24 protein-coding genes and 5 pseudogenes are annotated in these 26,943 nt (G+C 48.1%); 13 read left to right on the forward strand and 16 right to left on the reverse strand.

Annotated features, from left to right (window positions below; translation table 11 throughout):
* Positions 1–119: pseudogene (locus ACWUI7_RS12575) on the forward strand (IS5/IS1182 family transposase); the annotation flags it as partial.
* Between the two features lie 25 nt (positions 120–144).
* Here ACWUI7_RS12575 and ACWUI7_RS12580 read toward each other — a convergent pair.
* Both ACWUI7_RS12580 and ACWUI7_RS12585 read right to left on the reverse strand, forming a co-directional pair.
* Positions 145–639: a redoxin domain-containing protein gene (locus ACWUI7_RS12580; protein ID WP_496642559.1), complete on the reverse strand. Its 495-nt coding sequence runs from the start codon at positions 637–639 to the stop codon at positions 145–147.
* 90 nt (positions 640–729) lie between these two features.
* Positions 730–818, reverse strand: a pseudogene (locus ACWUI7_RS12585) (IS5/IS1182 family transposase); the annotation flags it as partial.
* A 64-nt stretch (positions 819–882) separates the two neighbouring features.
* On the opposite strand from ACWUI7_RS12585, the pseudogene ACWUI7_RS12590 reads away from it, so the two are divergent.
* Together ACWUI7_RS12590 and ACWUI7_RS12595 are read left to right on the forward strand one after the other, a co-directional pair.
* Positions 883–1,539, forward strand: a pseudogene (locus tag ACWUI7_RS12590) (DUF7260 family protein); the annotation flags it as partial.
* A 54-nt stretch (positions 1,540–1,593) separates the two neighbouring features.
* Positions 1,594–2,610, forward strand: a pseudogene (locus ACWUI7_RS12595) (IS630 family transposase).
* Between the two features lie 263 nt (positions 2,611–2,873).
* On the opposite strand, the gene rdfA reads toward ACWUI7_RS12595, so the two are convergent.
* From rdfA to ACWUI7_RS12615, 4 genes are all read right to left on the reverse strand, one after another.
* On the reverse strand, positions 2,874–3,422 hold the full coding sequence (gene rdfA / locus ACWUI7_RS12600) for a rod-determining factor RdfA (protein WP_496642560.1): 549 nt from the start codon (positions 3,420–3,422) through the stop codon (positions 2,874–2,876).
* A 209-nt stretch (positions 3,423–3,631) separates the two neighbouring features.
* On the reverse strand, positions 3,632–3,841 hold the full coding sequence (locus ACWUI7_RS12605; RefSeq protein ID WP_496642561.1) for a hypothetical protein: 210 nt from the start codon (positions 3,839–3,841) through the stop codon (positions 3,632–3,634).
* 18 nt (positions 3,842–3,859) lie between these two features.
* Positions 3,860–4,168, reverse strand: coding sequence for a hypothetical protein (locus tag ACWUI7_RS12610; RefSeq protein WP_496642562.1), 309 nt, complete (start codon positions 4,166–4,168; stop codon positions 3,860–3,862).
* A gap of 16 nt (positions 4,169–4,184) precedes the next feature.
* Entirely contained in the window at positions 4,185–4,985 is an 801-nt protein-coding gene (locus ACWUI7_RS12615; RefSeq protein WP_496642563.1) for an IclR family transcriptional regulator, read from the reverse strand.
* Positions 4,986–5,505: 520 nt separating this feature from the next.
* Between ACWUI7_RS12615 and ACWUI7_RS12620 the strand changes: the two genes are divergently transcribed.
* Entirely contained in the window at positions 5,506–6,738 is a 1,233-nt protein-coding gene (locus tag ACWUI7_RS12620) for a M20 family metallo-hydrolase (protein ID WP_496642564.1), read from the forward strand.
* A gap of 113 nt (positions 6,739–6,851) precedes the next feature.
* Here ACWUI7_RS12620 and ACWUI7_RS12625 read toward each other — a convergent pair whose 3' ends face one another.
* Positions 6,852–8,147, reverse strand: coding sequence for an amidase (locus ACWUI7_RS12625; RefSeq protein ID WP_496642565.1), 1,296 nt, complete (start codon positions 8,145–8,147; stop codon positions 6,852–6,854).
* Positions 8,148–8,297: 150 nt separating this feature from the next.
* Here ACWUI7_RS12625 and ACWUI7_RS12630 point away from each other — a divergent pair, with 150 nt between their 5' ends.
* Positions 8,298–9,404 carry a Rossmann-fold NAD(P)-binding domain-containing protein gene (locus ACWUI7_RS12630; RefSeq protein WP_496642566.1) on the forward strand — a complete coding sequence of 369 codons (1,107 nt, stop codon included), beginning with the start codon at positions 8,298–8,300 and terminating at the stop codon, positions 9,402–9,404.
* A gap of 236 nt (positions 9,405–9,640) precedes the next feature.
* On the opposite strand, the pseudogene ACWUI7_RS12635 reads toward ACWUI7_RS12630, so the two are convergent.
* Positions 9,641–10,466 (reverse strand): annotated as a pseudogene (locus ACWUI7_RS12635) (IS1595 family transposase).
* Positions 10,467–10,689: 223 nt separating this feature from the next.
* Between ACWUI7_RS12635 and ACWUI7_RS12640 the strand changes: the two are divergent.
* The 7 genes from ACWUI7_RS12640 (at position 10,690) to ACWUI7_RS12670 (ending at position 19,141) form a co-directional block, all read left to right on the forward strand.
* Positions 10,690–11,652, forward strand: a complete 963-nt coding sequence (locus ACWUI7_RS12640) for an ABC transporter permease (RefSeq protein ID WP_496642567.1) — start codon at positions 10,690–10,692, stop codon at positions 11,650–11,652.
* Between the two features lies 1 nt (position 11,653).
* Positions 11,654–12,712 (forward strand): ABC transporter ATP-binding protein, encoded by a 1,059-nt coding sequence (locus ACWUI7_RS12645; protein ID WP_496642568.1) that lies wholly within the window; start codon positions 11,654–11,656, stop codon positions 12,710–12,712.
* Between the two features lie 2 nt (positions 12,713–12,714).
* Positions 12,715–14,010 (forward strand): oligopeptide/dipeptide ABC transporter ATP-binding protein, encoded by a 1,296-nt coding sequence (locus ACWUI7_RS12650; protein ID WP_496642569.1) that lies wholly within the window; start codon positions 12,715–12,717, stop codon positions 14,008–14,010.
* 81 nt (positions 14,011–14,091) lie between these two features.
* Positions 14,092–15,075: an ABC transporter permease gene (locus ACWUI7_RS12655; protein ID WP_496642570.1), complete on the forward strand. Its 984-nt coding sequence runs from the start codon at positions 14,092–14,094 to the stop codon at positions 15,073–15,075.
* 135 nt (positions 15,076–15,210) lie between these two features.
* Complete coding sequence (locus ACWUI7_RS12660; RefSeq protein ID WP_496642571.1) at positions 15,211–17,010, forward strand: ABC transporter substrate-binding protein; 1,800 nt, start codon at positions 15,211–15,213, stop codon at positions 17,008–17,010.
* 55 nt (positions 17,011–17,065) lie between these two features.
* Positions 17,066–17,722, forward strand: a complete 657-nt coding sequence (locus ACWUI7_RS12665; protein WP_496642572.1) for a thioredoxin family protein — start codon at positions 17,066–17,068, stop codon at positions 17,720–17,722.
* Between the two features lie 144 nt (positions 17,723–17,866).
* On the forward strand, positions 17,867–19,141 hold the full coding sequence (locus ACWUI7_RS12670) for an MFS transporter (RefSeq protein WP_496642573.1): 1,275 nt from the start codon (positions 17,867–17,869) through the stop codon (positions 19,139–19,141).
* Positions 19,142–19,185: 44 nt separating this feature from the next.
* Here the strand turns inward: ACWUI7_RS12670 and ACWUI7_RS12675 are convergent, their stop codons facing one another.
* A complete protein-coding gene (locus ACWUI7_RS12675) occupies positions 19,186–19,593 on the reverse strand; it encodes a DUF3830 family protein (protein ID WP_496642574.1) in 408 nt (135 codons plus the stop codon).
* Between the two features lie 134 nt (positions 19,594–19,727).
* On the opposite strand from ACWUI7_RS12675, the gene ACWUI7_RS12680 reads away from it, so the two are divergent.
* Positions 19,728–21,299 (forward strand): N-acyl-D-amino-acid deacylase family protein, encoded by a 1,572-nt coding sequence (locus tag ACWUI7_RS12680; protein ID WP_496642575.1) that lies wholly within the window; start codon positions 19,728–19,730, stop codon positions 21,297–21,299.
* A 276-nt stretch (positions 21,300–21,575) separates the two neighbouring features.
* On the opposite strand, the gene ACWUI7_RS12685 is transcribed toward ACWUI7_RS12680, so the two are convergent.
* From ACWUI7_RS12685 to ACWUI7_RS12715, 7 genes are read right to left on the reverse strand one after another with little or no spacing between them, the layout of a single operon-like run.
* Complete coding sequence (locus ACWUI7_RS12685; protein WP_496642576.1) at positions 21,576–22,292, reverse strand: urease accessory protein UreF; 717 nt, start codon at positions 22,290–22,292, stop codon at positions 21,576–21,578.
* Positions 22,285–22,878, reverse strand: a complete 594-nt coding sequence (gene ureE / locus ACWUI7_RS12690) for an urease accessory protein UreE (RefSeq protein WP_496642577.1) — start codon at positions 22,876–22,878, stop codon at positions 22,285–22,287. Before ureE ends, ACWUI7_RS12685 begins: the two co-directional genes overlap by 8 nt.
* Positions 22,875–23,798, reverse strand: coding sequence for an urease accessory protein UreD (locus ACWUI7_RS12695; protein WP_496642578.1), 924 nt, complete (start codon positions 23,796–23,798; stop codon positions 22,875–22,877). Before ACWUI7_RS12695 ends, ureE begins: the two co-directional genes overlap by 4 nt.
* Positions 23,795–24,415 (reverse strand): urease accessory protein UreG, encoded by a 621-nt coding sequence (gene ureG, locus ACWUI7_RS12700; RefSeq protein WP_496642579.1) that lies wholly within the window; start codon positions 24,413–24,415, stop codon positions 23,795–23,797. Before ureG ends, ACWUI7_RS12695 begins: the two co-directional genes overlap by 4 nt.
* Positions 24,415–24,741, reverse strand: a complete 327-nt coding sequence (locus tag ACWUI7_RS12705) for an urease subunit gamma (protein ID WP_496642580.1) — start codon at positions 24,739–24,741, stop codon at positions 24,415–24,417. Before ACWUI7_RS12705 ends, ureG begins: the two co-directional genes overlap by 1 nt.
* Positions 24,738–26,450, reverse strand: coding sequence for an urease subunit alpha (gene ureC, locus ACWUI7_RS12710; RefSeq protein ID WP_496642581.1), 1,713 nt, complete (start codon positions 26,448–26,450; stop codon positions 24,738–24,740). The genes ACWUI7_RS12705 and ureC overlap by 4 nt, the downstream gene beginning before the upstream one ends.
* Positions 26,447–26,830: an urease subunit beta gene (locus tag ACWUI7_RS12715; RefSeq protein WP_496642582.1), complete on the reverse strand. Its 384-nt coding sequence runs from the start codon at positions 26,828–26,830 to the stop codon at positions 26,447–26,449. The genes ureC and ACWUI7_RS12715 overlap by 4 nt, the downstream gene beginning before the upstream one ends.
* Between the last annotated feature and the right edge of the window lie 113 nt (positions 26,831–26,943).

Genomic DNA, 26,943 nt, shown 5'->3' on the forward strand with positions numbered 1-26,943 from the left:
CCCGAGGCCGCGTCCATGCACGAGCACAGGTGTTCCTCTCGCTGTGCCTTCGCCTCGTCGTCGCTATCACCAACTACGAACGCGGAGACAATCCGGGAAGCACGATCATCACGGTGTGACAAGAGTTCTATGACACCCTCTTACCTAATTACGCGTCTCTTTCACGCGCTTTCGGATATCGGCGACAAACGGATTGAACTGAGGATTACCATCCTCATGGACCCACCGGTACGTGACAATCCCATCCGAATCGATAATAAATACACTTCGCTGAGCGGATTCAATCGACCCGTACATATTGTTGTAGACGACGTCATACAAGCTGATGACCTCGTGACTCCAGTCTGAGAGCATCGGAACATTGAGTCCTTCCTGAGCTATCCAGACGTTTTGAGCAAATGGGAGGTCTACGCTGATACCGTACACCGAGGCATTAAGCGCCTCGAAAGAATCTAATTCGCTCCCAAAGGAGCACATTTCCTCAGTACAGCCGCTTGTGAACGCGCCTGGAACAAATGCGAGTACGATAGGTCCATCTCCAACCACCTCTGATAATGTGAACTCAGACACATCGTTATAGCTGTTTCCACCAGCCAGCGGGACAGTGAAATCCGGAGCGTAGTCGCCTTTAGAAACCATGGCGAGCTGTACGGCAGAAGGCGTTGTAACGTTGACGGGTTGCTTATCCTCAATAGGCTGTGTTGAATCGCTGTAAGGCGGAGAGATTTATTATTTGACTAAGCGTTTGATGTTATATCGACACACATCAGCGCGATGTCGCGGAACTCACGGAACCACGACCGCGCTCTCATGCCGAAGCGCTCGCTCGGCGATGTCGTGCGAGTGCTGGGCTGATATTGGCAGTTCCGTGAAATCGTCTTGATGTTCGGCATCACCAACATAGACCACTGTGTGAAGCGTTCTAACCGTGACTCAGCACCTATTCAACACGGCAATCCGGACACCGTTGAAGAGACAGTCACAAGTTATTTTACCGTGTATCTTGATAATATAATTGTGCAAGTTTTTCTACTCTCTACCGCGATATTCTGGACGCGAAGTATAGAGTATAGTATAGATGCTTGTGATTGTTTTTCGTGTGATATTCTACATTTGGTAGGCGATTTTAGCGTGATCATCCTTGCTATCAGTTCCGGCCTAATTACAATTGCTACCCTATCATATATACGAGACGCACGTGAGGCGTGCCAGCAAGAGCAAGGCCGAGTGATTGATGAATGCGCTGCATTCACAAAATTTGCCGACCGCATCGAACATCTAGATTCTTGTTCAGGTAAATCGCATTTAGATGAGCCACCTGTTAGCCTTCACCGGAACAGCATGTGCGACCAAGTGACTGATGTCTCAGTACAGCGTATACTCAGATCATACGATGATACAATAATATCTGTTTCTCACTATGATACTGAATACAACGAGGCGATAGCTGAAAATATGTGTAAAGAGTTAGGACCAGATGTCGTTACAGCACTTGGAAGTGACAAGACAGTTTCACCATCTACACAACAGGCTCTCATGCATCGTAGTACTATAATAGCCGTTAGAACTTTTTCACAGAAAATCATACACATAATGGACCACCTCAACAAGATCTCCGTCGAAGAACTTCAAAAAGCGCTTGCTAACGTCGACAGAAACAAGCCGACTCAACGGTTGTTAGCTGCGATTGCGCACAAAACGGCGTCACGCAGACTGAGCTTGCCGAGTGGCACGATACCGGTCTACGAACGATCTACAGTGGGCCCAACAGACTTGATACTGACGAGCCACTGGAAGAGGCTGTAATTGATGCTCATCGGTCTGGTCGAAAGCGAAAATTATCAGTAAAACTGTAGCAATAGTTTGAACAGACAGTTCACAAATCACCCAAAGAGATCGGCTACGACGCGCTGGCGTGGACGCCGGCGCTTGCCAACGAATTTCTCGAAGAAACCTACAATGTCGAGTATTCACTCCCGAGCTGTCGGCGGCTATTGAAAGAGTCAGGATTGAGCTATCAAAACCACGCCGTACAGCGGCCGAGTCCGACAAAAACGAGCAAGAAGCGTTTCACGACAAAATCAAAAAAAAAAACGACCAGAGACGGATGCCACATTAGTCTGTATTGATCAGACAAAGAAATAAATTCAATTTGAGCCGCGTTCTGCATGGTTTCCGCGCGGCACGCGACTATCCGTCGAATTATCTGGCCAATAGAAATAGATATTCTTGTTAGGCGCGATCACCGAGGACGGCGATCGCTTTTCTTTACGACTTACCGAATACATTACCGCTGATCACGCAAAAAATTTCATTTTAGTACTATGTGAAGAATTTGAAGAGGATTTGATTGTCGTGCTTGATAACGCACCGTATTTTCAGGCATCGGCTGTCACGGACCTCGCGGCCCGTGACAACCTCGATTTTGTGACGCTTCCATCGTATCCGCCGGAACTGAATCCTGCCAAGGAATGCTGGAAACAGCTCCAAGCAGCGCTTAGCAACCGCTTTTTCGACTCACTTGACGAACTTACGACGGCGACCGACACCGCTCTTGATCAAATATTTATCCCAAATGTAAGCAATTACTTCTACGTATACTATGTTTAAATATTATTTTTAAAGTTGACAGAATTTGTATTACCTTTCAGCCGATGCAGAGCCCACGGCAACGCTACCGGTTTGACCCACGCGAGGATGGACTCGGCTAGTGGCGCATTCAGGATGAGTGGACTGGGTGCACGTGGCGGCCATTCGGCCGTGAACCGGTCACCGACGTGGCCGTGCACCCACATAATGCGACCCAGTGACCGCCTATCCTCGCCGTAGCCGCACTGACGACGTGCGTGAAGCGTCGACTAAGTCAGTCTTTACTATATCTGCAGCCACCAGCGTGCAGTAGCTCGGTGAGTGGCATACTTGTCCCCACAATATGGATATAACAACTGCGTATTGATGAGCACTTTGTACCCATCGTGATCGAGCTCGTCATTGTTTGATAACGTCGTGAGCGACGTATCAATGACCGAATTTAGCTGTCCTTGGAGACTTTCGATGGCGTTGATCCGCTGTTCGATCTGGTTACCTTCCTCCGTCGGCAGCGTTGCATCGCGAACTTCCGTTAGATACGTGTAAACTATTTGGTGTGTAACAAATTCGGCCTCGACTGTGTCGATACCGTGTCGTTCGAGTGCTCTGCATTCAGCCACCTCGTCGCTGGCGCTGTCACTTCTCAGATCCGCGTACAACCGCTGTATCTCCCGGTCGGTCTGTGACGCGGCCGTATCCTCAAGCGCCGCTGTCAGGGCGGCCTGATTAAACCGGTCGGCGAGATCACGGAGGCTTGTCCGCTCTCCCGCGTCGCCTGCCCACGCTCGTTCAAGCTCCCGTCTGAGTTCGCCCAAATCGTAGGCTGCAATCACTCGCTCAATTTTTTACTTGTAGCGCGGCATTGTTGTTAACTACGATACACGCCATATTACAATAGTACCGATGTAATGCTACGGCGTATGTGATCGACGTGTGCCCGGGCCGGGAACAAATCATATCTGTCCGCCGGCGAGCTGCTACTGACGACGGATGTGCCTCCTCCGCCGGATGGCTGCACGAATTACAGACGAACGAGTGTCAACTATGCTATTGACTCTATGTACTGGTACTCGGCGGGGAGTTCGGCGGCATCCTCTGTGAGTAGCGCCACGACAAGATGCGGGGCCTCAGATTGAAAATGGTCGATCAGGGTGGCAATGCGATCGCGATCGATTGCCTCGAGTGAGTCTAAGATCACAAACGGCACTGTCTCACCGACGTCGTGGACAAGATAGCCGATAAGCGCAAACACTAATCCCGTTACTTCACGTTAACTTTCTGAGACGTGCTCGATCGTGTTTTCGTAGACAGCCTCGGCATCAGTGGCCAGAACCACGTGAAAGTCAAAAGTTGACTCCGATGTCTTTCGGCGTCCCCTGCGTACCTCTGTCTCCTTGCGTTCAATCCAGATACGCTCGAGACTCTCGTAGCCGAGCAACCTGAGTATGGTTCCCATCTGCTCATTAAATTTGGTGACCGCCTCCTGTTCAATCTGGTTGACCCGATTGCGGAGCTCTGTGAGCTGGTCTGTCACTGCCCCCCGCTTTGCCTTCAGATCCGGCAGTGTCGCAAACTTCATGTGGAAAAGAGTACATCTAGAAATGGTCCAGACTACCCTCGTCCATATTCAGTTCAAGCTCTATCAGATTGGCTACGCGAGTGATTTTTTTAGGGAGTTCCTCATTAAATCGCGTTTCTCCAATCAAACTTTTTGGGCCTGATACACTAACAGCTCCAAGCGATCCATCAGCTCTGTCGCGGACGGGTGCACCGACCGCACGAAATCCGACTACCTCCTCTTCATCGTTCTGTGAATACCCTTGTTTCCGGATTTGTTCTAATTCTTTTTTAATCCTGTTTATATCAGTTATTGTGTTCGGTGTTTGTCTTGTTAACTCGTGTTGATCAAGAATAAGTGCAACTTCTTCTTCTGGGAGTGAAGCTAATATCGCTTTTCCCGTAGCGGTAAAGTGAAGTGGCTCCGGATGTCGCACTTTGTTGTTCTGATATTTATATCTGCTAATTTCATTTCCTTTTATTTGACATATATTTATGTTTTTATGATGCTCTTCAACGGACAAGTGTGTGTAAAGACCGGTCTGGTCGGCTAGCTCTTTGAGTTCATCTCTCCCTGCAGTAAACAGCCGACTCTGGTCTTTTACAGACTCTCCAAGCAATGAAACCCGAAACGCGAGACAGTACATTTCATCTTCTCGAACAATATATCCACAGGACACCAGAGTTTTTAGATACGCATGGACAGTGCTTTTTGCCAGGGTCATTTCATTAGCAATCTGTGTAACCCCAAGGCAGCGTTCCCTAGCCAGTAATTCAATTATTTTTATGGATCTCACCACTGTTTGTCTAGTGTCAGTTGAATTGTTATTATTTCCCATAGTAATCGCTTCTAGTTATGTATACTTAATTGTTCCCATATAATGAATATTATACCTTGGTGCTACTAATATCAGCAGGTGTCTATGACAAAGTTTATTGTTTGAATAGAAATTGTTGTCATAAATTTTTTTATTGTATTAAACGACAACATCCTCTGTATTCTATTCAGGATTGCTGAACGATTATTATGCCCTCGTTGCAGGGTTGTTATTAACCGTGAGTTTATAAATTCTGCAACAATTCAAACATTACTTTAAATTCGATACGATTCTTGCTAGTGAATGACTGTGAATTGTATTTATACTTTAGAAATAAAGTTGTTCACGTTAGCTGAACAAAAAGATACATCTTTAGATCAAATTGTTCTCTTATAATACGAGACAAACGCATACTCCGTCCTCAGGCACAGGGGGGTTAACACTCTATTTTGCTGTTTAATATAACTGTGCGCAATAGAATCGTATGAATTTGTAATGATATGCGATAAAACTAAATCATCACGCCCCGATTTCCTCTCATATGGCAGTGCGTCTAGACTCAGACAGACTTGCTAGCACGATGAAAAAGCAGGCAGAATTTGGTCAAACACCAGAAGGGGGATTACAGCGAGTAGCGCTCTCAGATGCAGATATGAAGGTCCGGGATTGGTTTGTTAGTGAGCTGCAGGATCTTGATCTAAATGTCAGAGTTGACAGGATGGGGAACATATTTGCTCGCCGGCATGGGACCGATCCGTCTGTCTCTCCAGTGTTAGCTGGTTCACATCTTGATTCACAGCCAAACGGGGGTATTTACGATGGAGCCCTTGGGGTGGTAGCCGTTCTTGAGCTCTTTCGCACACTTGATGAGAAGGACATTCAAACAGAACACCCGATAGAGATAGTAAATTGGACAAATGAGGAGGGAACTCGATTCCAACCGGGACTTCAAGGTAGTGGAGTCTGGACCGGCCAATTTGATCTGCAACATCAATACACACGTGAAGATGACCATGGTATTTGTTTTGAAAAAGAACTTAAACGCATTGGGTATAAAGGAGATGAGCCTGCAAAACCCACAGAAGAATATGATGCATATTATGAACTCCATATTGAGCAGGGACCGTATCTTGAACAAGAAAAAAAGGACGTGGGGATAGTCAACGGTGTTGTAGCCCGCTCGTGGGGAGAGGTAACTTTTCAGGGAGATGCAAACCACGCGGGAAGCACGCCGATGCATTTACGTGTTGATGCTGGGGTTCCCGCCGCTGACTTTGCACTTTTTGTCAGGCGGCTTTCAAACACACTTGGAGAAAAGACCGTGAGCACAGTCGGATCTATTAATGTACAGCCAGACTCAATTAATATCATCCCAAGCACGGCGACCGTAACCTGGGACATTCGAGACCCCAGTGATGCAGTAATTGAAAGAGCTGTATCCCACCTCCGATCTAAAGCCCGTGCAATATCACAGAGGGAAGGAGCTGAGTACACCCTCAAAGAAACGACGAGGACTGACGGCGTCACATTTGACAGTCGTTGCACCAATAATATCAAAAAAGCTGCGACGACACTTGGGTATGATAATCTCCACTTGTTGAGCGGTGGCAATCATGATGCTTCGCATTTGTCGGACGTTTGTGACGTTGGCATGGTGTTTGCGGTCAGTGAGGATGGTAAGAGCCACTCACCTAAAGAGTACACAAGCTGGAATGACTGCTATCGGGCCGCTAATACGCTTGCCAATGCAGTTATCGCTACGGCAGGAAGATGAACCGCCTCGGGTCAATCCCTGGGGACTCTCCCTGTTTTCTCTGTAGATTTTTATTAAATACCGTTCTTAGTCCTTACCGTACGGCATCACAATGGCATGTGGCTGGTTACTTATTATTCACTGAGTACATCGCTAATATTATGCATCCATCTGATCACGTCTTCATCGGCACCGAATTTTCCGGAACACTGAATCCCAATTGGAAGTCCTTTATCAGATGTAGTTGCCGGCACAGTGACTGTTGGGAGCCCTGAATGTGTCCACGGTAGGTTCATTACTGGATCCCCGGTTGAATCAATCCCTCCAGGCGCTGGGCCAGGGGCTGCGGGGGCAATCCACATATCTACATTGTGTTCATCCATAGTGTGAAAGAGATTTTCTCGAAGTTCTTTGCGGCCTCGCCGCCCAACTGCTATCGTCTTCGCCGTTGACTCCAGCCCCTCCTCTATGAGCTGTTTAGTTTCTTTTGCGTACTTCTCGTTGTGAACTCGATACCAACCCTCGTGAGCAACCGCGGCATCTGCTGCAATCAACTCCTCGTGTCGCGTATTTATGTCTTTGATATTTTCAAGCGTGTTCAACCGTACAATGTCGTACCCTGCTTTAGAAAGGACATCCAGAGCACTCTCGTACGCTTCAAGTCCTACTTCTTCTGCTTGTTCTAAATAGGAGCCCTGTGGGACGCCAAGTCTGGGTTTGTTCGCGGGGGAAGGGAGTGACCTCCATGAATCACATAGTAGAGAAGCAACGAGCTCTGTTCCTTCTGTATCCTGAGTGAATGTTCCAACATGGTCCACAGAGGTTGAAAGAGGAATAACGCCGTTTTTTGAAATCCGTCCATACGTTGGCTTGTACCCTACTATACCACAAAACGAAGCTGGCCTGATCACCGATCCAATCGTCTGCGTTCCGAAAGCCATGGGACATAGTCCAGCCGCTACAGCCGCTGCAGAACCACTACTTGACCCACCCGGGGTGTGGTTTTTATCATGTGGATTGCGCGTAGGGCCGGGTGACATATGAGCAAACTCTGTTGTTACCGTCTTACCAAGTACTACTGCACCTGCGTCCTTCAGCGTTGTAACGGCGGAAGCTTCCGGTCCTGTCAGCAGGTCAGCCGGGAGTCCCGAACCGGCTCGGGTGGACATTCCACTTACATGGAATATATCTTTCACACCAATTGGGACTCCGTACAGCGGTGGTCTACTTTCTACCGTAGGATACTGTTCTTGGAGTAATTCCACTCTTTGATCTATTCGGCCCCACCTATCCTCTTCAGAAACAAACGATTCAAGCGATGGATCTATTGAGCCTATGCGATCCTTTATATTCTTTAGATAGGTGTCTGTATCAATGTGTCCTAATCGCAACTTGTCTGCAGTATCGGCAAGTGGTTCTGTATGTAACACAGAGTGATTTGTATGAGCGCCCAATATATGTGCTTTGATATGGAATGATTTTGCCTAAATATATTTTTGAGGTTGTAATGTGGCCTGTAGTCAGCAGAATAGTGACGATATTTTGCAAACTATTTTATCATACTCTTTTGTACTTGACGTATGGTTCATATTGACCAACAGGAGATACGATTCCTCTCTCAAAATCAAGTGCGAGAGGCTGGAGCACTACATATGCGAGAGTGTATCGATAGAATGGAGCTAGTGTTCGAATTGTATAATCAAAAAAAGGTTGTCATGGGTGAAAATGGGCAGGACCTCCATGGACACATGACCACCTTCCCATCTAATCTATCTGATCCCGAGCGCAGCCGCCTACGATCGGGGAGCCGATTTGGGGCGATGCCTGCTTACGTAGGTGGTAAAATAGATACAGTTGGTGTCAAGTGGTATGGGTCGGTCACGCCTCGGCCTGAAGAATTAAATGCACCTTGGTCAGGCCCACTAATATTACTAAGTGATTCTGATTCTGGTCGGCCAATAGCCATCATGGATGGTGAAATAATAAGCAGTATGCGAACTGGCGCGATGGCTGCGCTTGGTGCCAAGCACATCCATCCAGACCCAGAAGTGGTAACAATACTGGGACCGGGAGCCATTGGTCAAACCTCAGCTATGGCAATGGATACAACATTCAGTTCGCTTAACGAGATGCGTATTTACCACCCAAATATTCAAAAATCTAAATTGTTCAGGAGTAAAATGGACGAGAAACTTGATGTAGATATTAACGAAGATGAGGACTTAGAACGGGCTGTAAAAGACTCAGATATCATTGTAGCCGCTGCATCACGTAATCCCTGTGTGAAAATTGATTCTTCTTGGCTCACATCTCACTCAACAGTTATCCAACTCGGAGACTTACAGATGGACCTGAGCGGTTATGATTCAGATCAGATCATCTGTGACATTCGGCGGCATCCATTACAGTTTCATCGCCAGGTTGGATGGAAATTTACCGAAGCATTTGTGACCAAGTTCAAGAACAGTTCAAATAGCTATATAAGTAACCTAAGAGCACTGCACGAAATTGTGGGTGGTGAAGATCAGGTACCCATTCGTGAGATGACAATTTTTTCATCATTAGGACTGCCAATTGAGGATGTCGCTTGGGCTTCTCACGTATACAATAACGCGATAGCATCTGGAATCGGTCAGCCGATTAAAATAAGTGATGGCCCGTATTTTGAAAAACCTACGCTTGATTGACTTTTGAACTCAGTCAATTGTTCGCGTAGTGTTTAGCACGGCAAAGAGTGTTTGGTCCTATTCTGTCATGTCCGATTACAAGATACACTGGTTAACAGTTTCATAACCCGCTATTCAGCTTATGTGATGATATCCTCGGGCACAATTTATCCAATTAGCCTGGTTGCTCATGTGAGGGTTTGACCGCTAATCCTTCTATAACAGATTGCGCTCTTGTGGCGGAGATTGTTGGTGAGTCATAGCGCAGTTTCGAGGATGGTTTTGAGCGCTTCTTTCCCCGGTTTGCGGAACACTTCTCGACGGAGCTGAAACGCTCGGATATACGGTGTGAGTCTGTCTTTAGAGACACTTCGATGCGGCGAGAGCCACCGTCGCGCCAGCGACGCGTGGCTCTCGCAATTGTTCACGTGCACGTCTCCATCAACGTACTCGCCGTCACTGTGAACGACGCATTCACCCGTGAATGCGTCGTCCTCCTCAAGTGGATCGTATGCCCGAAAGCCGTCTGTGTAGACGGTTAACGACTCCTGCTGGCGGTCGGCCAGCAGGAGTCGAATCTTCGATTCGGTCGCGGCTTTCGCCGGGATCACGTACCGTTTACCACTACTTCGATCTGCGAGAACAAAGACGGGGAGCTTGTCCTCAGCGTATGTTTCACGTCCGCGCGTGGATAGGCCACGCGAGCGCGACCAGCTGTCGCGCTTGCGGTCTCTGAGTCCAGCTTTCATGTAGATTCATCGATCTCAACCGGGCCTTCGACTTGTAGCCGAAGTGCGTCCAGCGCTCGCAGAAAGCGCTGGACGCGCCGGTAGATCGTCTTGTAAGAAACGTCAATCTCTACGTCTAACTGCCTGAGACTCGTGTTGAAACGGATGTACGTGTAGACCGCGAGGAACCATTTTCTGAGTTCCACCGCAGAGTGTTCGAACACCGTGCCTGTTTGATCGTTGAACGTGCGGTCGCAATCCTTACACAGATACCGCTGCAACACCCGATAGCTGCTGTACCGAATCACAGATTCGCGGCCCGACGCTCCGAGACGAACGTCTTGATTGGGAATATCGTTCGTCAGGTGACGCAGTCGCGTCACCCTTGCCCGCTGTGACTTCCAGCTACTGCTGAGAGCTGACCATCAATCCTCTACCCAAGAGCGAACAGTGAATTAATCTAGGCAAAAATAATTGAGGATCTGTCATAGGCTATGTGCACTATGCTGATCATACCAACATAATATAAGGCTATATGATCAAAGAGCTTTTAAATAACAACCACCCTCACGATAGTGATGGAAATCGTCCAAAAAGTGGTGGACAATCCAATTGTTAGAACAATAACTGATCGAGATAAGGGCATGTCAGTACGGGACTCGTACATTCTCAGGAATCTACTGGGAGGTGTCCGTAACATGATAAGCGATCGAATGACCGCAGCGTATTTTGGAATTCTGAGTACAATACTAATGATGGGGTTATTTGGTCCAATGCTGGCCCCGTACGGAATTGAACAAATACACTTTGATAAACAAAGTGGAGAGATGTTGCGAGCGGCCTCTCCATCTCTGGCTCATCCACTTGGAACGACATTTAACGGGTACGATGTGTTGAGCCGCTTACTGGTTGGTGCGCGTCCAACAGTAATTACAGGAATTCTTGGAGGAGGAATGATTCTTTCAATTGGCACTGTCATTGGAGTTACTGCCGGTTACGTTGGGGGACGGACAGAAACCGTTCTTATGCGGTTCACTGATTTTGTCTACGGTGTCCCCCTTATTCCATTCGGTATAGTCCTTATCACCTTCCTGGGTGTGGGATTTATTCCGTCAATTGCAGTAATTGGATTGATACTTTGGCGTGGGGCGGCCCGTGTCATTCGTGCACAGACGCTGAAGGTCAAGCAGTATCCTTTCGTTGAGGTCGCAAAGGCTAGTGGAGCAAGCACTCCAAGAATAATCTTCAAGCACATACTGCCAAACGTGGCGCCGATGGCTATCTTCTTTCTCTCTTTAGGAGTAGGGTACGCGATAATGCTTCAAGCCAGCTTGACCTTTCTTGGAGTCGCTGACCCATTCATTCCCTCATGGGGAGTAATGATACGGAACGCATTCAATTCTGGATATATGTCGACGGCATGGTGGTGGTCAGCCCCTCCAGGATTTCTTATTGCTCTTACCGTATTGGCCACGTTCATGTTCGGCCGGGGTTACGAGGACGGTGACAGTGAAACGGATACAGATGTGATAGCAGCTTAGTATGAGTGATCCATTACTAGAAGTTGACAACCTGACAGTACAGTATGAAACTGAAGAAGGGATGCTTACAGCAGTTTCTAACGCCTCGTTCACGATTTCAGAAGGTGAGTTCTTTGGGCTTGCAGGCGAGTCGGGGTCAGGCAAAAGCACCATGGCTAAATCCATCATCGGTGGCTTAGATGACAACGGGGTCATTTCTGAGGGCTCGATTAAGTACCGTGGAAAAAGAATCGACCAACTATCTGACTCGGAACTGAGTGAACAAATCCGCTGGAAAGAAATTTCATGGATCCCTCAAGGCGCGATGAGCAGCCTAGATCCTCTTCAACGCGTCAGTGAACAGGCGCTTGAGATTGGTCAGGTGCACACCAATCTCCCAGATGGTGAGATACGTGATAAACTTAAGACGACATTCGATATTGTCGGATTACAAAAGAGCAGAATCGATGATTATCCGCATCAGTTTTCAGGTGGCATGCAACAACGCGCTATTATCGCGTTAGCACTATTCCTGGAGCCGGAGCTGGTTATTGCGGATGAACCTACAACGGCCTTGGATGTAATTATGCAAGATCAGATATTTAAGTATATGGATCAATTGAAGACCGAATTAAACGTTAGTCTACTACTCATTACACATGATATTAGTGTTATATTTGAATCATGTGATAGCGTTGCGATAATGCATGCCAGTCAAATTGCTGAGAGAGGAACAACAGAGGCAGTACACGAAAATCCGCGTCATCCGTACGCGTTTATGTTTAAAGAAGCCTTCCCAGATGTTCGTGAACCGAAACGTGACTTAGAAATTATTGAGGGATATCCCCCGGAGCTGATCGGCGAAGTCGACTTCTGTAGCTTTGCTGACCGCTGTCCGTGGGCCGCACCAGAGTGTCGAGCTGGTGAACCCAAAACCGAATCAGTCTCTGATGACGACCCGACTCATAAGGCTGCATGCGTGCGAAAGGAGGAAGCGTACGATATGTATCAGTCTGAGCTGACGGACAGAGAAAACGATCACATGGAGAACGATGTAGCACAAACCGGAGAGGTGGACTAATCATGAGCGAGCAACCCGTACTCGAGATCAAAAACCTGAAGAAATATTTTGAGGGTAACAGAGATATCATTGATGTTATCATGCGGCGAAGTCCGTCGCAGATACAAGCTGTTGATGATGTTTCAATGACCCTGCAAAATAATGAGTCGGTTGCCGTTATTGGGGAAAGTGGATGTGGAAAATCAACCCTTCTCCGCACACTCATTGGACTTGAGGATATCTCTTCGGGCGATGTAATATACAAAGGAAAACCCGTATCTCAGTTTAGCAAAGCCGACTGGAAAGAATACCGTCGTAATGTACAGGTCATCTTTCAAGATCCGTTCAACTCGTTAAATCCGAAGATGACTGTCCGCGAGTCTCTTGCTGAACCGCTCAATATACATGGACTTGATAACAAAGATGAACGAATACGTGAGGTTCTTGAGCAAGTTGAACTGCAACCTGCTGAAAAATACCTAAATCGGAAACCATCCAATCTTAGCGGTGGAGAAAAGCAGCGGGTTTCGATAGGCCGCGCTCTGATACTTGATCCTGACGTAGTGCTTGCAGACGAGCCAGTATCAATGCTTGATGTCTCAACACAGGCAGCGGTGCTGACAAAAATGAAAGAATTAATAAATGACTTTGGCGTATCAATGATTTATATTTCACATGACCTTTCAACTGTTTCATATATTGCCGAATCTGTTAAAGTAATGTATCTTGGAAGGTTTGTTGAGTCTGCTAAGACAGAGCAACTTTTGCAATCCCCGAAGCACCCGTACACCGAGGCCCTTGTTTCCGCTATCCCAGTTCCTGATCCAACATATGACAGAGAGCGAACAGAGATGTCTGGTGCCCCTCGGGATCCCATCGACATTGGTGAGGGTTGTCGGTTCCGCGATCGATGCCCAAGCGTCATACCACCTGAGGATATTGACATCAATCAAACTGTGTATCGTGAAATAATGAGCTTCATGCAGTTATTACAGCGAGAACAAGTAGGACTTGACCGCATTGAGAGTATGATCGGCACCAGCGAACGAACAGCAATGGCTGACGCGATACAAAGTGAGTACTTTTCTGAAGAACTCACTGGGAAAAACGAATCGACCTTACGTGCTGCACTTACATCCCTTGCAGATGATGAACAACAAATTGCTATTGAGACGCTTCAGAACAGGTTTGAGAGCGTCTGTGAAACGACTCCACCAGCCATAGAAGCTGAACTAGAATGGCACGTAGCCTGCCACCACTATGACGAGACGAGCGGCACTGGCAAGCAAGAAGCTCCACTCCAGTACACCGATGATTAGTTACAACACTCCACAGAGCACCACACAGCTGTTTAGTATGGCAGTAGTACACAGTACCAGCGAGAAACGTGAGGGAAGCAAATGAGTTCACTAAGACGATACTTCGCAGCCCGCACCCTTCAGACAGTCTTCATGCTTGCGCTTGTCATGACTGCTCTATTTATCCTTTTCCGATCAATGCCAGGAGACTTTACTGCCCAGATGGCGGCATCGGGGGCCAATGAGGAAGCGTTACAGGAAATTCGTGAGCAGTGGAGACTTGATGAACCGATCTACATACAGTATTACCACTACGTTGCGAATCTTGCTCAGGGGAACCTCGGTGAATCCCCGGTGTACCGCGTTGATGTCTGGGAATTCACCAAAATGAGAATTTTTAACACGTTCATTCTTGTTGCCCCTGCAATGACATTCACCTATATTCTTGGCGTTGTTATCGGAACAATCGCAGGAAACAGTCGGGGTAGTCGATTTGAACGTTTTGGTACCATCCCAGTTATTGCTGTCGGGTCAGCCCCGGCATTCTTTACCTCAATTATTTTGGTCGTCGTGTTTGCTGTATGGCTTGACTTCTTTCCTACGTCTGGAATGCTTTCAGCGGGTTCAACAGAAGAGCTGGCTTGGTGGGAGCCCTACCTCAGCCAAGACTTTGCGATTCATTACATTCTTCCATTTACGGCCATCGTCTGCCGCTATTTGTTCATTCCAACACTAATAATGAGAAATAGTGTTGTTGAAGTGATGGGTGAAGACTTCACCGAGTACTACCGTCTCACCGGTCTGCCAACAATAAGCCGGTTGAAGCATATTGCTAAACATGCTAGTATCCCAGTTCTCACGATATACCCGGTGTCACTTGCACGAGCACTTGGTGGACTCGTCCTGATAGAAACGGTGTTTAATTGGCCTGGCATCGGATTCACACTTGTTGAGTCGGTGCTCGCCAGAGATTACCCTACCGTGCAGTTTGTTTTCTTTGTCGTTGCAGCATTTGTGATTACGTCTAATTTTGTTGTCGACCTCGTCTACGGAGTCATTGATCCGCGTATACGGCTTGAGGGATAGTCCGATTTTAGTTTCTACATGAAGATTCGATATATTCCTGATCTTCTGTCTACTACTTTCGTGTATCTTCTTTAATCTGTATTGGTTTTTATCCTATTCCCACAGGTTTATAATATGTTAGTATAATATAACAGTATGGCTGCTAATAGCAGGCAAGACGAGAGTCGGGAGCAGACAATTGATCGAAGAAGTATTATACAAGGACTCGCCGGTGCGTCGGCGGTTGGCCTGGCTGGATGTTCGGAAAGCGATTCCTCGTCTAGTGAAGACCTAGGAGAGCGTGTATCAACGATTCAAATGGAGTACTGGTCTGACTATGGCGGCTTCACCACTACTCAAGAACAGATGGCACCGCTTATCCGACAGGGAATTGAGTCACTTGGGACACAGGTGGATATCGTCCCAAAAGATCTCGGAACCCAAACAGGGCAGATGGCTAATGATGAAAATCGAGCAAACAATATCTCATTTACGTGGTGGGTTCCTGCAGCTGATCGACTGGACCCACAAGAGCTGCTCAACAATATGCGGCTGGATTGGGCCGGTGCTAACGGAAAGAGCAATACCTCGAATTACGCATCATGTGAATACACAGAGCGACTGATTGAACAGACAACTGCCGAAACTCCTGAAGAGCGAACTACTGGCCTTCACGAGACAGTCGCATACATGTCTGAAGACTGTGCGATTGATAACCTGTGTCCTGTCGCAAACATCGGCGCATGGAGAACCGATATGGTCGATATTGATGGAGTGGGCACTGGTGGGTTAGCCCGTTCAAATGCAGAGTGGATGTTTAAGTCGGAACTAATGGAAGACGGGGAACTCATTGTTGGGATTGATCCCATTGCGACTGAAACAACTAATTGGATGACCCACACCGCCTCAATGCCCGAGGCGATGTGGCAGCACATGATAAACTCTCCAATACATAAGTACAACGAGAATTATGAGGTGACGGAACTGCTTGGGTCTGTAGACGTAGTCGACAGTCAGGAAATTGTTGTTGAACTGTTCGATGATGCTGTGTTCACCAACGGAGACCCTGTCACTGCCGAGGATGTGAAGTTCACCTTTGAGCAGATACTCCGAGGTGGAGATGCTGGTGCATACCCAGGTGCGGCACCAGTTCCGTATGATGCGATAGAGGCTGTTGATGAGAAGACAGTCCGATTTACCTTCACCGAGCCATACATCCCGTTCGCTGAAACTACGTTGATGAGATGGGGTATTCTTCATAAGGCTTCGTTCGAAGAGGCTGGAGCGGTTGAATCCCCGGGTGATGCTACTTTCGAGACCCCAATTGTGTCCTCTGGGCCACTAAGAGTCACGTCAATTGAGCAAGGTCAGAGAGTTGTAGCAGAGCCTCATGACGGACATCCACAGTATGAAGCGGCTCAGCCGGTTGTGTTTGAAGCATACCGGAACGAAGAGTCCATGATCAATGCGCTTGAGGCAGGAGAAGCGCACATCGGCGTTGAGATCTCTCCTCCTAATGCTACCCGTGTCAATGAGGAGATCGAGAACGCTGAAGCGAGATTTGAGGGAACCCATACTGCATATAATCTGCAATATGTGTGTCACACCGCTCCTTGTAAATTCACCGAATTCAGAAAGGCTATCGGTGCATCGATCAACCGGGAACAACTTGTGAATACAGCGTTTGACGATCGTGTTGGTGTAGAAATGTTTCCAACCTACATTTCGACGAATCATCCAATATTCCCCCCTGAGGATATGCTTTACGAGCATCCTGACCCTGCCGGCGATATCGAAGCGGCAAGAGCTATGTTAGAAGAAGAAGGGTGGAGTTGGGACTCTGATGGAAACCTCCATTACCCACCAGATGCCGATCTTGAACCGCTCTGGCCTCAGGGAGAAGTCCCCTCTGAAGATCAGTTCGGTTGCATTGATAATTCCAGTATTAATCCATAGCTGCACCACAGCAGCGAATTGCCGAGAAATATTAAAACTATTATATTAACTACCAATGACAAGTAATTCGGACATGTTAGATGGATGGATAGCTTCGGGAGCATTCAGAATTGTGAATAACGAAATCATCCCAACAGATGAGTTCCTCTCAGATCTGGACAAAAAACGACAAAATGAGTTGAGTGAGAACAATATCCATGGTGAGGAAATCCCGCAAGTAGTTCAGGAAGCTGAATTGGGCCCTGTACTCAACGCGACATACGCAACATTATGCGATTGGAACACAGATGCCTCGCCAGGTCAGGTATTAGTAACCGCAATCTTGCTCGCTACTGACGAAGAAGACTTAGCTGAATCAGACGGAACGCCAGACGGGTTCGTTCCTCTCTGCTGGGAAGAAGCAGACACACTCGTTAGTCTCTGTGATCGGTGTATTGTATACATATGGCGTGATGACTGCCCGTCTTGTGAAACAATGAAAGATAACTTGAGTGAAATATTCGGACAGGACGCACCTGAGGATGTTCTAGCGTTATCTGTCTATGGACCAAACAATGTTGCTAAATTACAAGAAGAATATGATGTGAGTATCGGGCCGACAACTCTATTTACGCTTAATGGAAGCATTGATAGCCGCTTCGTTGGTGCTGCAGATTCTAGTGCCATTGAAGATGAAATTGATGTGCTTCGGAAGAGGCTAGTTTCGCAATAATGAATACACATCATTCTATATCACCTAAAATACACTATAGCTAGCTGATTATATGATGTTAACCTACACTATCAGTCGAGTATGTCCAGCAAAATTTAAAAATAGTGCTTTTTTTACTTTAGAGGAGTACCACAACGATAATTAATGCTCTTTAAAAATCACAAAAAGTATGATGCATTGGTTCTCGTGTCATTAATTTGGTTTTTAGCAAAATTCGTCCGGTACGCCTTTCCACCATTATTCGACTCATTACAATCAGCTTACGGTGTCAGTAATGCTGTACTTGGAACTGCATTCACATCACTTATGATCATATACGCATTGATGCAGTTTCCTAGTGGCATGATTGCAGACAGCCTCGGATCAGTGTATGTAGTAGCAAGTGGAGTTGCGGTAGCAGGACTTGGAGCTCTTAGTTTGTTTTTAGATCTCAGCTTTGCGTTTCTAGTGGCGGCCATGCTGGTCATCGGTGCTGGAACTGGGGTTCACAAGACAGTCGCAATTCGGCTAATTGCCCGCATCTACTCCGACCGGCCGGGGCGTGCACTGGGTGTACATGATACTTTTGGATCCTTTGGAGGTGTCGCAGCCCCGAGTATAGTTGTTGTCTTTTTATCTGCCCCTACAGTTCTTTCTCCGTTTTTTGCGTTTATGCCAACATCGGAATGGCGCGGCGTGTTTTTGCTTACTGGGATTGCAGGCCTCATTTTGTCTGGCGCTTTTATCCTTCAGAACCATCGGAAGCCCTACATTAGATCTAGCTCTAGTAGTGATACTGCTTCGAGCCGATCTCCAGCTAAATTGGCTGATTATATCACATTATTTTCTAATATTCGTTTCACCGTTTTTGTTATAGCAACCATTGGCATTTCATTTGCACATAACGGGCTTGTTGCTTTTCTTCCACTATATCTGTCACAAGTTTCTGCAGTATCAAATACGACAGCAAGTTTGTTATACTCAGTCTTTTTTTGGGTGACATTTGTTCAGCTTGTGACCGGGGATATCTCTGATCGATTTGGTAGACTTTCATTGATGTCTATGTTAGGTATCACTGCTACTGTTGCAATGTGGGGGATCGTGTTTGCACCGAACGCTGGGATTGGATTACTTGCATTTCTCATCGCAGTTGTTGGTATCGGTGCCCATGGATTCCAGCCGGTTCGTGGGGCGTATCTGATGGACCATCTTCCCGAGCAACTATCAGGAGGAGGGCTCGGGATTGTACGTACGCTACTTATGGGCATCGGTGCGCTTGCCCCCACTGTGGTGGGGATAACTGCTGATCTGCTTGACTTTCGTGTTGCATTTGGCGTGTTAGCAGGTGTAATTGCCGTATCGACTGTAGGGTTAATTGGTCTATGGGCAGTGGACGCTAACAGTCGTCTTAATCTACTTAAATCCGACAGTAATATGTAATAATACTATTTATCATGAATTTATTTTGTGTAAACACACGGTGGTTAGAGCTCCCTTATCCTGACGGCCTGAGCTCCGTCTTGGAGAGTTTTCTCTTCAACCGATTTCAATTTGTTATGCGGACTGATACTCGCAAAGTGATTTCCAGCAAGCTCTCCAGCAGGGCTCTTGAAACACGTGGGGCCACATGAAATCAGAATTTCTGGCTCGTTACGATAGCCGGGATAAAGGAGTATATCACCACGTGATGGGTATACTGTGTGATTTTCACGCGGGATATGTACAAGATTTTCTTTATCTAATCGTATCCAAGTGGCGATACCGCTCCACCGCACATGCATCAATTCCGACTCAATCGGAAGGAGATCTCTTACAGCGGCGACTGACTCTGGGGCTTTTGTCTCGTGTATAGTCGCTTCAAATACGTGACCGTCAAGTTCAATGGAAAGCATACATATCTATACTTTCGTTTAATATATAAACATGTGTACTTTGCAATGTGGCAAATTTATTGTATTCTATACAAGATCGATCAGTTATATTTGATTATCACCAACTATTTAATAAAGCGGTTTGAATCTCAACTATGTCGACTGATTTGTTACTAGACAATGCCAAAATTATTGACGGTACTGGATCACCTTGGTTTCGAGGGGCAGTACGAATTAATGATGGACAAATTGTTGGCGTGTCACGTCAAAAAAATAGAAATTTGAACAACGAAACACGGGTTGATTTAGATGGTTTAGCGATTTGTCCTGGATTTATTGATTTACATTCTCATTCTGATCTCCGGTTATTCTCATCTCCTGAATTAAAACCAAAGACCATGCAGGGAATTACGACGGAAATATTAGGTCAAGATGGTTTCTCAATGGCCCCGATGTACAGGGAGGGAGGAGATAAAGTGTGGGAAGATCATCTCAGTGGGCTCAACGGCCGTGCGAATAAGGAGTGGACATGGGGGTCCACGAGTGATTATCTAAATGCTATAAAAAACAATGATGTCGCCCCAAATGTAGGGATGTTGGTGGGCCATGGAACTGTTCGGTTCAATATTATGGGCATGGCTGATAGACAACCTAATAGTAAAGAACTTGATGAGATGAAAGAGTTGATACTCGAATCCTTAGAGCAAGGTGCACTCGGGTTCTCTACGGGCTTAGTTTATACCCCTCAGGTCAATGCAGGTACCGAGGAGGTTCAAGAGTTAGCAGGTTGCCTATCTGGGTATGGGCGACCATTTGTGGCACATATCCGTGACGAACACTCAAATATATGGAGTGCGCTTGATGAATTTATCGATGTCGGTTCCGCAGAGGATATTCCGCTGCACTTGTCGCATTTCAAAACCGCAGGGAGCAGGCAACATGGCAAATCTCAACGCGCTATTGAAATTATAGAGTCTGCACGTGAAAGGGGAGTAGATATGACGGCAGACCAATATCCGTACACAGCGGGCAGTACGATGCTAGCGTCATTTCTTCCTTCGCGGGTACGGTCTGGGAATGCTGAGTCTACAATTAACCAACTTCGACAAAGTCGAGAAGAGGTAGTAAATTATCTCGACACAGAAACCGAGCCTTCATGGGACGAAATGGTGATCACAAGCGTTCAAACAGAAGCAAATAATAGCTACGTCGGAATGAGCGTTACTGATATTGCAGCCGACATGGACGTGACGCCGCCAAATGCAGTTATTGACTTACTTATAGATGAGAAGCTTGAGGTCGAACAGTATTCATATCATTCCATTGAAGAAGATGTGACTAACATCTTAGAGTATAAAAACTCAGCAATTGCAACTGACGGCCTATTAGGTGGTAAGCCGCATCCACGAACATATGGGACGTATCCTCGTGTGCTTGGCCGATACTCGCGTGAATTAAACACATTCTCAATAGAAGAGGCAATTCGTATGATGACTTCGTTACCAGCTCGGATTATTGGGATTGAAAATAAAGGTATTATTCGTACAGGTAATGACGCAGATCTTGTTGTGTTTGATCCAGAGGAAATAGACTCTCAAGCTACATATGAGAATCCCAAAAGGTTTCCGAGTGGGATCCACTATGTGTTCATAAATGGGACAGCAGTTGTTAACAAGGGAAAGCATACAGGTCAGACACCGGGAACAGTTTTATCGAAGAGTCTGTGAGATACATTTACTAGCTAGTAGTTTTCATATACTTTGAGTAGATATTAAATAGGATGTAGCTCTCACACATAAGCAAGGTGAGTGGCTTAGGGCTTGACCACAAGACCGTTCACGTAGTACAGGTATGTCGGGTAACCACCATGATGAATGTCCATGATTTATATGAGGCGAAATGAGGCAGTGAACAAGAGAAACTGCCTCGAAATCTCCCACAGCCGCACATTTCAGAGCATATTTGTTGGCAATGCTTGTTCAGTTCACACTGGAGACGAGTACTTAGCTCATGAACAGCCGTCGGTTGGCATTCTCATGACTCATTCCCATCACGTCGGCAAGTGGTGCAAACGAGTACATCTCTCTATGATCGGCGTCGTGATACCGGTCACAAACGGTTTCGACTACCGGAGACAGTGCTGAGAGTTGTCCTTGAATGTCGGTATGGCCGAACCGGCCGAGTCGCTGGGCGGCCCCCAAGAGTCCAGTCACCGTTGAGTACGCACTGACCACTGCCGCCTCCGATCGGCTAATGCCCGCTTGCTCGCAGACCAGCCCGAGAACAACTGGATAGTGACCGTCAGTTCGACTAGCCTCATGAGCGGTGATGTAGTCGTCGACGATACCATCAGCCACAAGCCCACCGAACGGATAGTCGTCAGCATCGGCTAGCAGTTCCAGGAGTTTTCCCCCGGCCTTTCGTGAACTCTCACGGAACTCGGCTGGGAGAGTTGCAGCCCCAAGTCGTTCGTCGGCTTCGATGATCCCGTCGATGTTACCGCTGGCTGTTGACCCGTGAGCATGGCCAAGGGCGACCACTTCTGCAGGCCCAATCACTCCCCGGAGATACCCTTCGATCAGCTCACCCAGTTCGTCGATCGTTTGGACATATCCCTCATTGAGGTATTGTTCAATGCCGTAGGAAGCGGTGTAGGTACCGACTGGTAACATTGAATCCGAAAGCCGCAACGCGGTGAAAAAGGCTACTGAATCAGTCATGATTGTGTCCCTCGTCGTTGCTATAGCCAGTCTGCTGGTGGTGACTGTGCTCGTGACCGTCCTCGTGGCTATGCTCGTGGTCTACCCCATGGCTGTGGCTTGGTGACGCGTCATTCATAAACTGCTCGGCGTCGACAATTTCATACCACGTCTCAGTGTCGTCCGGGAGGTACGGCCCGAGAACGTCTTCGATGATTGTTTTATCGGCCTCGACCGGGACGTACACCGTTTGTTTCTCAACAGAGATGTCCCAGTGTTGGTTGCCGATCCGGTGGCCGAGTTCAACGATCGTGGCTAGCAGTGCTGATTCAGGGAGTTCAATCACAAATGCTTCGCGTGACTCAAAAGTAACAATTGCTGCCCAGTCGTCCTCGAGCACGAGTATATCGCCTTCAGAGAGTTCGGGTTTGTCAACCAGCACGCCGAGATCGGTTCCGGCATCAGATTCAACGCGAAGTCGAGACCTTTGTCGGTCAACATTGTCGAGTGTGACCGTCTCGAGTGTGCCTGCGGCCTCATGTGCTGCAATTTTATCGCCGAGATCGGGGTCATTGGTGCTGCCGACGATGCCGTCCACGCGTTTCATCGTTTGTCACCTCCGACCGGCGCACCAACATCAAGCAGTACCAGCCTACTCTCGTCCCATGCGGCATCGATTGCAGCAGTCACATCGGCACTTCTATCTCCGAGGACACGAACCGTCACGCCGGCGTTATCTTTTAACGCTGAAGTGCCAGCTGTGACGTCATGAACTGAGTCGGCTAGTCGGTCGTAGATTGCGTCAGCCAGTACGCTGACCTCCGTGCCGGGTGCAAGCACATATAATGTTCCGATAACGCCGAAATCACCAACTGTCGCCAGGTTGCGTGGGTCGCGCTCACTAGGGCGAAGTTCGACTGCGTCTGCACAAACTAGTGAGTCATCAACACTCGCTTCGGTGAGGGTATGAAAGTGGTCAAAATCAAATGCTTCGTGATGTGTAAGTCCATTCGGGACGAATACATCGCCAACAATGACCGTCGCATCTTCGGCCATCTTGATTGATGTAGTCTGAAGACATCGGGCGTCTTCATTGAGAATTGTTGGACCCGGCAGGTATTCAACATGCGCTCCTGAGTCGGCAATGAGTGTCGCATCAAGATGGGCATAACTAGCTTTCATGCTCTGAACCTTTGTCGCGCTCTGTGTTGCCACGTGCACGCGCGAGTTTGGACGGGCCTCGACTGAGAGGGTATGGCGGTCGCCTTGAGTAACGGCACCGGTCGGATCCTGCAGACAAACTGTTGTCAACCCTGGTGCTGGGTCGCTATCGAGGGTTCCGGTGAGGTGGTACGGCACCGTCACATAATCTGACAACATTCGAGTCGGATTCGTGCCTTCACGAGCAAAAACTAATTCGGCGACTCCATCCTTTCCGTGTCCGAACGCCGGTGATTGCGGCAGGCGTTGTTCTGCATACTCCTGAAAAGCTGATGGAACGGTTGGGTCGTCGACGGTAGCTCTCACGCGAACAAAACGCTCCGTTCTATCAAGTTGGCAACCTCGTCGATCCCCTCTTCTGTCTTGCAATTTGTAAAAACAGTCGGCTCTTCACCACGGACCCTGTCGGAGTCGCGTGCCATCAGATCGAGATCTGCGTCGACGTACTGTGCAAGATCCTTTTTATTAATCACAAGCAGGTCGGCTTGCGTAACCCCTGGTCCACGCTTGGCTGGGATATCGTCGCCTTCGGCGACCGAAATGACGAACATAAAGTAGTCAGCAAGTTCGGGATTAAACGTTGCCGCCAAATTGTCACCACCTGACTCAATCAAGACTACGTCAAGGTCTGGATGTCGCTCGGTGAATTCGTCGATTTTAGCGAGATTCATCGACGGATCCTCACGAATCCCAGTATGTGGACACGCGCCTGTCTCAACACCAGCAACGAGGTCAGTCGGCAGTCGACCAGCAAATGACTCCTGCAGCTGTTTTGCATCAGCTTGTGTCATAATGTCGTTGGCGATAACCCCAACATTATACCCTGCATCATCGAGGCGCGGTACGAGCTGTTTGACCATCGCTGTCTTACCTGAACCGACTGGTCCTCCAAGACCCACAGTCGCGACGTCTCTGTGGCCCATTAGTCGAGTTGCTCCGTGCTGTCTGCTCGGATCGGTTCGTGAACCGTTACGAGTTTTGTGCCATCAGGAAAGGTTGGCTCGACTTGCACCATGTCTACCATCTCAGGAACGCCTTCCATGACGTCCTCTCGAGAGAGGAGGCTGGTTGCCTCCTTCCGTATTTTAGCAACACTCATTCCCTCTCGGGCTCGTTCACAGACCCAGTCAGAAATGTACGCAACTGTTTCCGGGTGGTTGAGCGCAATGCCTCTGTCTTTCCGCCGTCTGGCCAGTTCAGCAGTCATGAAGATTGTGAGCCGTTCGTTGTCCTTTGGTGAGAGTTTCATAGAGTGTACCTCTGAGCGAGTGGAACCTCTTCTGCGGGTTCACAGGTAACGTGTTCGCCGTCAACTTCGACCTCGAAGGTTTGGGCATCGATATCGATATCGTTCGGGCAGTAGTCGTTATGTAACATATCGCTCTTTTCGACATCTCGAGTTCCCTCTACGGGGCGGACCGTCGAGTCGAGGTCAAGTTTTTCTGCAATACCATTCTCATACGCGGCCTGACTGACAAACGTGGTACTTAGTGCGTTCTTTGCTTTGCCGACTGCTCCAGCGCGAGAGCGCTGCATTACCGGCTCGCAGGTCATTAGCGATCCGTTGGCCTCACCCATTTCGGAGTGAACCGGGAAACCACCCTTGATAACGTACTTTGGTTTGATACCGAAGAACTCGGGCTCCCAGAGCACAATATCTGCCATCTTCCCTGGTTCCAGCGAACCAATGAAGTCGTTGATGCCAGCGACCCTCGCAGGGTTGAGGGTGTACTTAGCGACGTACCGTTCAATTCGGGCGTTGTCAGCTTCAGTTCCTTCATCAGCTGGCAGCGGCCCCCGCTGAGCTTTCATACTGTGGGCAGTCTGCCACGTCCGCGCGATAACTTCAGCCATCCGCCCCATTGCCTGTGAGTCTGATGTCATCATGCTGATTGCGCCCATATCGTGGAGCACATCTTCAGCGGCGATCGTTTCGGAGCGGATCCGTGACTCAGCAAAGGCGACGTCCTCTGGCACATCTGGGTTCAAATGGTGACACACCATCACCATATCTAGGTGCTCATCAAACGTGTTGACTGTGTAAGGCATTGACGGATTCGTTGATGATGGCAGCATGTGTTCGAAGCCGATGAGTTCGAGCACGTCAGGAGCATGGCCACCACCAGCACCCTCAATATGGAAGGTGTGGATTGTTCGTCCGTCAACGGCTTCAAATGTGTCTTCAACGAACCCAGATTCGTTGAGCGTGTCTGTGTGTATACACACCTGAACGTCTTCTTCATCAGCTACAGTGAGCGCTGTGTCTATGACAGCCGGGGTCGATCCCCAGTCTTCGTGAAGTTTAAGCCCACAGGCCCCGGCCTCAATTTGCTCGACAATCGGCGCTGGAGCACTTGAGTTCCCCTTTGCATAAAAGCCGACGTTCATTGGCCACTCCTCAGCAGCTTGTAGAAATCGCTTGATGTTCTCTGGACCGGGCGTGCAGGTTGTTGCTCCGCCGCCGTACCCGCCGCCCATCATCGTCGTCACGCCACTAGCAAGTGCGTGTTCAAATAGCTCCTTGCTATTGAAATGGACGTGGATGTCGAACGCACCGGGGGTCGCAATGAGCCCGTCAGCTGGGACTGCATCGGTACCTGCTCCAATGATCAGGCTCTCGTCGACACCGTCCATCGTATCAGGGTTTCCGGCTTTTCCAAATCCAGCAATTTTGCCGTTCCGCACGCCAAGATCACCCTTCTGAATACCTAGAACCGGATCGATGAGGACAACATTCGTATAGACGTAATCCAGCGCTCCTTCAGCTTGGGTGGTTCCTGGTTGCATACCCATGCCATCCCGCATCGTTTTGCCACCACCGAAGACTGCTTCGTCACCGTAAACAGTGTGATCAGTCTCTATTTTGGCCAAGAGATTGGTATCGCCGAGCCGAAGACGGTCACCCTCCGTGGCTCCAAACAGACTCGTGTAGTTTTCGCGCGTGAGTTCACGGCTCATTTGTTGGTCCCCATGTAACCTGTCTCACGGGCGCGTTCGATCGCATCCTGCTTGACTGCCTCATCGTCAAGATCGCCCTCAACTAAGCCTGCCATCCCATTCATAATCCGGTTTCCGCCGTATGCGACGAGTTCAACATCTTCCTCACACCCGGGTTCGAATCGAACTGCAGTTCCAGCGGGAATATTTAGTCGCATCCCAAAAGTAGCCTCCCGGTCAAACTCAAGCGCTGGGTTACATTCGAAGAAGTGAAAATGCGAGCCAACTTGTGACGGCCGGTCACCAGTATTTTCCACAGTGACCGTCGATGTCTCTCGGTTAGCGTTGATCCTAACAGGCTCGCCAGCGGGGAGTAATTCCCCCGGTACGAGTTCGGTCATCAACAATTACCCTCAGTACCTGTTAATCCGGTAGTGAGTGTCTGTACTTCCATGACAACAGGTGATTTGTACAACATAAGTAAAGTCCTTTCTATCAGTGTAACTCTAACAAC

It is taken from the genome of Halorubrum orientale (assembly GCF_059623105.1).